General features: G+C 69.2%; 6 protein-coding genes. 2 read left to right on the forward strand and 4 right to left on the reverse strand.

Annotation, left to right across the window (positions count from 1 at the left end):
* Window positions 1-241: 241 nt before the first annotated feature.
* Window positions 242-3,916 (forward strand): transcription-repair coupling factor, encoded by a 3,675-nt coding sequence (gene mfd / locus J9611_RS14360; RefSeq protein WP_211881099.1) that lies wholly within the window; start codon window positions 242-244, stop codon window positions 3,914-3,916.
* Complete coding sequence (locus J9611_RS14365) at window positions 3,916-4,743, forward strand: metal-dependent hydrolase (protein WP_211881108.1); 828 nt, start codon at window positions 3,916-3,918, stop codon at window positions 4,741-4,743. Before mfd ends, J9611_RS14365 begins: the two co-directional genes overlap by 1 nt.
* Window positions 4,744-4,813: 70 nt before the next feature.
* On the opposite strand, the gene J9611_RS14370 is transcribed toward J9611_RS14365, so the two are convergent.
* From J9611_RS14370 to J9611_RS14385, 4 genes are all read right to left on the reverse strand, one after another.
* A complete protein-coding gene (locus J9611_RS14370) occupies window positions 4,814-5,038 on the reverse strand; it encodes a hypothetical protein (RefSeq protein ID WP_211881101.1) in 225 nt (74 codons plus the stop codon).
* A 53-nt stretch (window positions 5,039-5,091) separates the two neighbouring features.
* Window positions 5,092-5,829 (reverse strand): deoxyribose-phosphate aldolase, encoded by a 738-nt coding sequence (deoC, locus tag J9611_RS14375; protein ID WP_211881103.1) that lies wholly within the window; start codon window positions 5,827-5,829, stop codon window positions 5,092-5,094.
* A 110-nt stretch (window positions 5,830-5,939) separates the two neighbouring features.
* On the reverse strand, window positions 5,940-6,812 hold the full coding sequence (locus J9611_RS14380) for an FAD-dependent oxidoreductase (RefSeq protein ID WP_211881105.1): 873 nt from the start codon (window positions 6,810-6,812) through the stop codon (window positions 5,940-5,942).
* A 176-nt stretch (window positions 6,813-6,988) separates the two neighbouring features.
* Window positions 6,989-7,169 (reverse strand): winged helix-turn-helix domain-containing protein (locus tag J9611_RS14385; protein WP_211881107.1); only part of this gene is annotated, 181 nt, incomplete at its 5' end.

The raw sequence follows: 7,169 nt of genomic DNA on the forward strand, positions 1-7,169 counted from the left end.
CTTGGCCATGAGTCCCACCGAGATGACGTCGGGGAGGCGGGTACCGGTGGTTGGTTTCAGTTGTCCGGAGCGGGGCATGAAAACATGCTACCGCAGGAACCCTTAACTGAACGGTATTGAGCCTAACCCCGCAGGCCTGATCGTCCCCGGCTCCGCGGTAGGCTTGGAATGCCCGGGATTCTCGCGAATTCCGGCTATTCGTGTTGCCTGCATCCCCGTGATCCCTTCAGGAGCTTAAGCCATGAGCCTCAACGGCCCCTCTCTCACCGGTTTGCGCCGCGTCCTCGCCGAAGACCGGAACTATGCCCGCATCCGGGCCGAGGCCGCCCGCGGTTTCGCCGGCCGCAGCGAGGACTACCAGATCAGCGCCCCGGCAGGCCTGCGGGCCGCACTGCTGGCCGAGATGGCGGACGGCCTCGGCAGCACCGGAACTGAAGCACCCGGCTCTGCCGGAGAAATCGGCCTGGCCCCCGTGGTCCTGGCCGTCACCGCGACGGGCCGGGAGGCCGAGGACCTGACCGCGGCGCTGCGCGCCTTCCTGCCGGCGGACGCCGTGGCAGAGTTCCCCAGCTGGGAAACCCTGCCGCACGAACGGCTCTCCCCGCGCTCGGACACGGTGGGCCGGCGGCTGTCCGTGCTCCGGCGGCTGGCCCACCCCGGATCGTCCACCGCCGCCGCGCTGCGCGTCGTGGTGGCCCCCGTGCGCGCCGTCGTCCAGCCGATCGTCGCGGGCCTGGGAGAACTGGTGCCCGTGACCCTGAAGGTCGGCCAGGAGGCACCCTTCAGCAGCGTCGTAAAAAGCCTCGCCGACGCCGCCTACGCCCGCGTGGACATGGTGACCCGCCGCGGCGAGTTCGCCGTCCGCGGTGGCATGCTGGACGTCTTCCCGCCCACCGAGGACCACCCCATCCGGGTCGAGTTCTTCGGCGACGAGGTGGACCAGATGCGCTGGTTCGCCGTCGCCGACCAGCGCTCGCTGACCGCGCCCGGCCTGCACCACCCCACCGAACTCCATGCCCCGCCGTGCCGCGAAATCCTGATCACCCCCTCCGTCATGTCCCGCGCGGCGACCCTGAAGTCCCAGCTGCCGGCCGCCGCGGACATGCTGGAGAAGATCGCCGGCGGCATCGCCGTCGAGGGCATGGAATCGCTGGCACCTGTGCTCGTGGACGCCATGGTGCCGTTCCTGGACCAGCTCCCGGCGGGTTCCATCTCGGTGGTGATCGAGCCGGAGAAGGTCCGCACCCGCGCGCACGACCTCGCCGCCACCAATGAGGAATTCCTCGAGGCCGCCTGGTCGACGGCGTCCGACGGCGGCACGGCACCTCTCGATCTGAGTTCGCAGGCGTCCGCGGCGCTGCACTCGGCCAGCTTCCGTTCGCTGACCGAGACCCGTTCCGCCGCCCTCGCCCACGAGGTCTCCTGGTGGTCCATCACCTCGCTGGCCACCGACGAGGAGCTGCTGCCCGACGTCGACGTGCTCAACCTCCACGCCAAGGAACCCCGCGGCTACCAGGGCGACGTGGCCGAAATGATGGAGTTCATCGGCTCCCACGTCCGGGACCAGTGGCGGATCGTGGTGGCCACCGAGGGCCCCGGCCCGGCGCAGCGCCTCGCCGAACTCTTCCACGACGCCGACATCCCCTGCGCCCGCGTCGAGTCCCTCGACAAGGACCCCCAGCCCGGGCTGATCGAGGTGACCACCGCCGCCGTCGGCCGCGGTTTTGTCCTGGACAGCCTCAAACTCGGCCTGCTGACCGAAGCGGACCTGCTGGGCCGCACCTCCGCGGGCTCCACGAAGGACATGCGGCGGATGCCGTCCAAACGCCGCAACGCCGTGGACCCGCTGCAGCTCGTGGCCGGCGACTCAGTGGTGCACGAACAGCACGGGATCGGCCGGTTCGTGGAGCTCATCCAGCGCAGGGTCGCGGGCGGAGGCGACGGGGTGCGCGAATACCTCGTGCTGGAATATGCCCCGTCCAAGCGCGGGGCCCCGGGCGACAGGCTCTTCGTGCCCACCGACCAGCTGGACCAGGTCACCCGCTACGTCGGCGGGGACACCCCGGCGCTGAGCAAGATGGGCGGCTCGGACTGGGCCAGCACCAAGTCCAAGGCGCGCAAGGCCGTCAAGGAAATCGCCGGCGAACTGATCCGGCTCTACTCGGCCCGGATGGCCTCGAGGGGCCACGCGTTCGGCCCGGACACCCCGTGGCAGCGCGAACTGGAGGAGGCCTTCCCGTACGTGGAGACCCCGGACCAGCTGACCACCATCAACGAGGTCAAGGCCGACATGGAGCGGGAGATCCCGATGGACCGGCTGATCTCCGGCGACGTGGGCTACGGCAAGACCGAGATCGCGGTCCGGGCGGCGTTCAAGGCGGTCCAGGACGGCAAGCAGGTGGCCGTGCTCGTGCCCACCACCCTGCTCGCGCAGCAGCACTACGAGACCTTCACCGAGCGGTTCTCCGGGTTCCCGCTGCGGGTCAAGCCGCTGTCCCGCTTCCAGGGCGCCAAGGAGGCCAAGGAGACGGTCGAGGGCGTCAAGAACGGCACCGTCGACGTCGTGATCGGCACCCATCGGCTGCTGTCCAAGGACTTCGCCTTCAAGGACCTGGGCCTGGTGATCGTGGATGAGGAGCAGCGGTTCGGCGTCGAACACAAGGAGGCGCTGAAGAAGATGCGCACCAACGTGGACGTCCTGGCCATGAGCGCCACCCCGATTCCCCGGACGCTGGAAATGTCCCTGACCGGCATCCGTGAGACCTCCACGCTGGCCACCCCGCCGGAGGAACGCCACCCCGTGCTGACCTACGTGGGCCCCTACACGGACAAACAGACCTCCGCGGCGGTCCGGCGCGAACTCATGCGCGAAGGCCAGGTGTTCTTCGTCCACAACCGGGTGTCCACGATCGACCGGACCGCGGCGAAGATCCGCGAGCTCGTCCCGGAGGCCCGGGTCGAGGTGGCCCACGGGCAGATGTCCGAAAGCCGGCTGGAACAGATCATCGTGGACTTCTGGGAGAAGCGCTTCGATGTGCTGGTCTGCACCACCATCATCGAGACCGGCCTGGACATCTCCAACGCCAACACCCTGATCGTGGACGGCGCGGACAAGTACGGGCTCTCGCAGCTGCACCAGCTGCGCGGACGCGTGGGCCGCGGCCGCGAACGCGCCTACGCCTACTTCCTGTACCCCTCGGAAAAGCCGCTGGGCGAGGTGGCCCTGGAACGGCTCAAGGCCGTCGCCACGCACAACGAGCTCGGCGCCGGCATGCAGCTGGCCATGAAGGACCTCGAGATCCGCGGCGCCGGCAACCTGCTCGGCGGCGAGCAGTCCGGCCACATCCAGGGCGTCGGGTTCGACCTCTACATCCGCCTGGTGGGCGAGGCCGTCGCGGAGTACCGGGGCGAGGCCGAGGAGAAGGCCGCGGACATGAAGATCGAGCTGCCGGTCAACGCGCACCTGCCGCACGACTACGTGCCCGGGGAACGGCTGCGCCTCGAGGCGTACCGGAAGCTGGCCGGTGCCATCAGCTACGAGGCGATTGAGGAGGTCCTCGCCGAGCTCGTGGACCGCTACGGGGAGCTGCCGCTGCCCGCGACGAACCTGATCGACGTCGCCCGCTTCCGGGTCGGCGCCCGCGAAGCCGGGCTGAGCGACGTCGCGCTGCAGGGGAACTTCATCAAGTTCTCCCCGGCGCAGCTGCCGGAGTCCAAACTCATGCGCCTGGCCCGGATGTACCCCGGCTCGCAGCCCAAGCCGGCCCTGGACGCGGTGCTCATCCCCAGGCCGAAGACCGCGAAGATCGGCGGCCGGGACCTGCAGGACGCCGAGATCCTCGAGTGGGCCAACGGCGTCATCCGCAACATCTTCTCCGACGCCCCTGCCGTTGAACTGACGAGGAGCCAGCCGTGATGGGAGGACACCACGCCGCGTCGGGAGCCGCGGCCTGGGTGGCCATTGCCTCGACCGGGCCGTACGCGCTGGGCTGGTATCCGCTGGACGCCGCCGGGATCGTGATCGGCGCCATGGCGACGGCGGGGACGGCCCTCGTGTGCGACTGGGACCACCGCTCCAGCACCATTGCGCATTCGCTGCCCCCGCTGTCCAACGTGATCGCCGTCGGGATCGAAAAGGCGTCCGGCGGGCACCGGCAGGGCACCCATTCGGTGCTCGGGGCGGCGTTCTTCGTGCTGCTCGCGACGATGGCCGGGCAGTTCCAGCTGCAGACCGGCTGGGGGCTGCTGTCCGTGGGGGCGGGGCTGTTGTGCATGTTCATGATCAACATCGCCGCCAAAGCGCTCAAGCTGTTCCCGAAGTACGGCTGGATCAGCAACTGGATCTTCGCCCTGGCCATGGCCGGGGTGGTGACGTGGTTCGCGCCGCACCAGTGGACCTGGCTGCCGGTCTCGATGCTGACCGGCGTGCTGGTGCACATTGTGGGTGACATGATCACCACCGGGGGAGTGCCGCTGCTCTGGCCGATCGTGATCAAGCCGCCGAAGTTCCTGCGGAAGCTGCCGCTGCTCAAGGACGTGTGGAAGGCCAACGGCGCGTTTTCCATCCCGCTCCTGGGCCGCGCCGGCTCGCGGCGGGAATGGTTCGTCCTGATCCCGGTCAGCGGCTACGCCATGGTCGGCATGTTTGTGGCGGCCCTCGCCCTGGTCCGGGCGCATTTCCCGGCGGCCCTGGCGGGCGGGACCGCACTGGTGGACAGCCTGTTCGGGCTGCCGCCCGGCTGACCGGACCTGCCCGTTAAACAGCTGAAGCTCCGGGAATCCGGAGCTTCAGCTGTTTAAGGAGCGCGGGGCCTTAGTTCTCGCCGGCCGAGTCCGAGCGGCCCAGGATGGTCTGCGGGATCCAGAACGAAAGGGCGAACAGGCCCAGGCAGGCGGCCATCGGCCACGGGTTGCCCAGCGTCAGGAAGTTCAGCGAGTACAGGGAGGCGAGGAAGAGGACCATCATCAGCACGAAGATGGCGATGCTGGACGCGAGGCTGTTCTCGTTCTGCGGGGTCTTGGTGGTGTTGCTGGACATTCGTTCCTCCTCGGCCCCGTGGGGCTCAAATCTGTGGCGGCTGCCGGAGCCGGTCAGTACGCGGACGAACCCTGTTCACCCTTGACGATCGCGATGCCGGAGCTGGCGCCAATACGTGTTGCACCAGCAGCAATCATAGCCTGCGCATCGGCGAGGGAACGTACACCGCCGGAGGCCTTGACGCCGAGGTCCGGGCCTACCGTGCGGCGCATCAGGGCGACGTCCGCGGCGGTGGCACCGCCGCCGTTGAAACCGGTGGAGGTCTTCACGAAATCAGCCCCGGCCTCCACCGCCGCCTCGCAGGCTAGGACCTTCTGGGCGTCGTCCAGCAGCGCCGTTTCGATGATGACTTTCAGGATGGCGCCGCCCTCATGGACCACCTCGGCGACCGCGGCGATGTCATCGACCAGGGCGCCCTTGTCATTCGCGCGGGCCGCGGCGATGCTGATGACCATGTCGATCTCTTCCGCCCCGTCCAGGACGGCGCCGCGGGCTTCGAACTCCTTGACGTCGGTGGGGGTGGCACCCAGCGGGAAACCGACCACGGAACAGGTCAGGACCCCGGACCCCTTCAGGGCGGTCTTGACGGTCTTGACCCAGATCGGGTTGACGCAGACCGACTTGAAGCCGTACTCGGCCGCCTCGGCGCAGACCTTGAGGATCTCGGCTTCGGACGCCTCCGGCTTGAGCAGCGTGTGGTCGATGTAGGAGGCAATCCTTGCTGCACTGTCCCCGGTGGCGGGGGCGCCGCTTCCGGCAGACGCACGCGCGGCGGTGGCTTCGTTGCTCATGGTGGTCCCTTTCCTGGCGGGCGTTGGACTGTGTTGTCCCTTCACAGTGGCTCCTTAAATGACCATTTTGCCACAGCAGCCCCCGCCAGGGCGGGTGGCCAGCCGGGCCCTCAGGCGGCCTCCGCACGGGCTTCCGCCAGGGTGGCCTGGAGCAGCTGGGAGGCGCAGAGCGACGCGGCCGGGCCGGAGCCCACGAGCAGGCCCAGCCGGACGCCGTCGAACACCGCCGCGTCGCCGATTGCCCAGATGCCCGGCACGGATGTGCGGAAGTCCTTGCCGATCACGATGCCGCCCCCGGGCGCCGTCTTCAGCCCGGCACTGGCCGCGAGGGCGTCACGGGCAATCCGCTCCTCGGCCAGGACCACCAGGTCGCCGTTCATGCTGGAGCCGTCCTCGAAGACGATCCCGGCGGCCGGAAGCATGGAACCGGCAAGGTTGGGGACGACGGCGGCCGGCCGGAGCGTGGTGCGCACCGGACGGACACCGCGGGTGCGCAGCACCGCCTCGGCCTGGCCCGCGGCCGTCCCGGTGCCCACCAGGATGCCCAGCGGCCGCCGGCCGAGGACCCGGATGGCGTCCTTGACGGCTTCGCCGAGCCGGTTGGCGTCATCGATCGTGGAGTAGCTCAGGCACCGTCCCGAGCCCTCGAGCGGTGCGTGGGCAAAGGAGGATCCGGTGGCGATGACCAGCTGGTCGTAGCTGAATTCCAGGCCGTCAGCAGTGACCACGCGCCGGGTGTCGGGATCGACGTAGCTGGCGGGCTGGCCGAAGCGCACGGAGACCTGCGGCAGCGCGGCAAGCTCCAGGAGCCCGGCCGGCGCATCATCCCGGTTGCTCAGGACGGTGATGCCGCCGGCGAAGGACGTCCTGGCGAGCTGCCGGACGAGGGCCTGGGAGGCCGGACCCGCGCCGGCAATGACGATCCGGGGCCGGGGCTGGGTCCGGGTCGGGGAATCAGGTGCTGCGGTGGAGGTGGCGGACATGGTGGGGCCCTTTCGCTGGTGGCCGGTGGTGTGGCATTCGTGCTTGATGCACCCAGCGTAGGCGGACAGTTTTTCCGGCGTGTTTCCCGGGTGTTGCGGTTTTTCGCAAAGCAACGCGGGGTCACTTAGCGCCCATAAATGACGGTGGGATGGGCGCTAAGTGACCCCGCGTTGGGTTACACCCGGATCCGGTAGCCGCGCTTCACCACGGTTTCCACGAGGTGTCCGTCCGGCAGGGCGGACCGCAGCCGGCTGACGGTCATGTCCAGGGCGTGCACGGAACCGCGGAGTTCCAGCAGTTCGGACAGCGCCTCGCGGGAGAGCACCGCACCGCCGGCGCCCAGCAGGGCACGCAGC

The sequence above is a fragment of the Pseudarthrobacter albicanus genome (assembly GCF_018224015.1).
GTDB classification, from domain to species: domain Bacteria; phylum Actinomycetota; class Actinomycetes; order Actinomycetales; family Micrococcaceae; genus Arthrobacter; species Arthrobacter albicanus.

Excerpts from the sequence above, each read along its gene's own strand:
- mfd (WP_211881099.1), top strand. The coding sequence starts at position 242 with ATGAGCCTCAACGGCCCCTCTCTCACCGGTTTGCGCCGCGTCCTCGCC.
- J9611_RS14370 (WP_211881101.1), bottom strand. The coding sequence starts at position 5,038 with ATGTCCAGCAACACCACCAAGACCCCGCAGAACGAGAACAGCCTCGCG.
- J9611_RS14365 (WP_211881108.1), top strand. The coding sequence starts at position 3,916 with ATGGGAGGACACCACGCCGCGTCGGGAGCCGCGGCCTGGGTGGCCATT.
- deoC (WP_211881103.1), bottom strand. The coding sequence starts at position 5,829 with ATGAGCAACGAAGCCACCGCCGCGCGTGCGTCTGCCGGAAGCGGCGCC.
- J9611_RS14380 (WP_211881105.1), bottom strand. The coding sequence starts at position 6,812 with ATGTCCGCCACCTCCACCGCAGCACCTGATTCCCCGACCCGGACCCAG.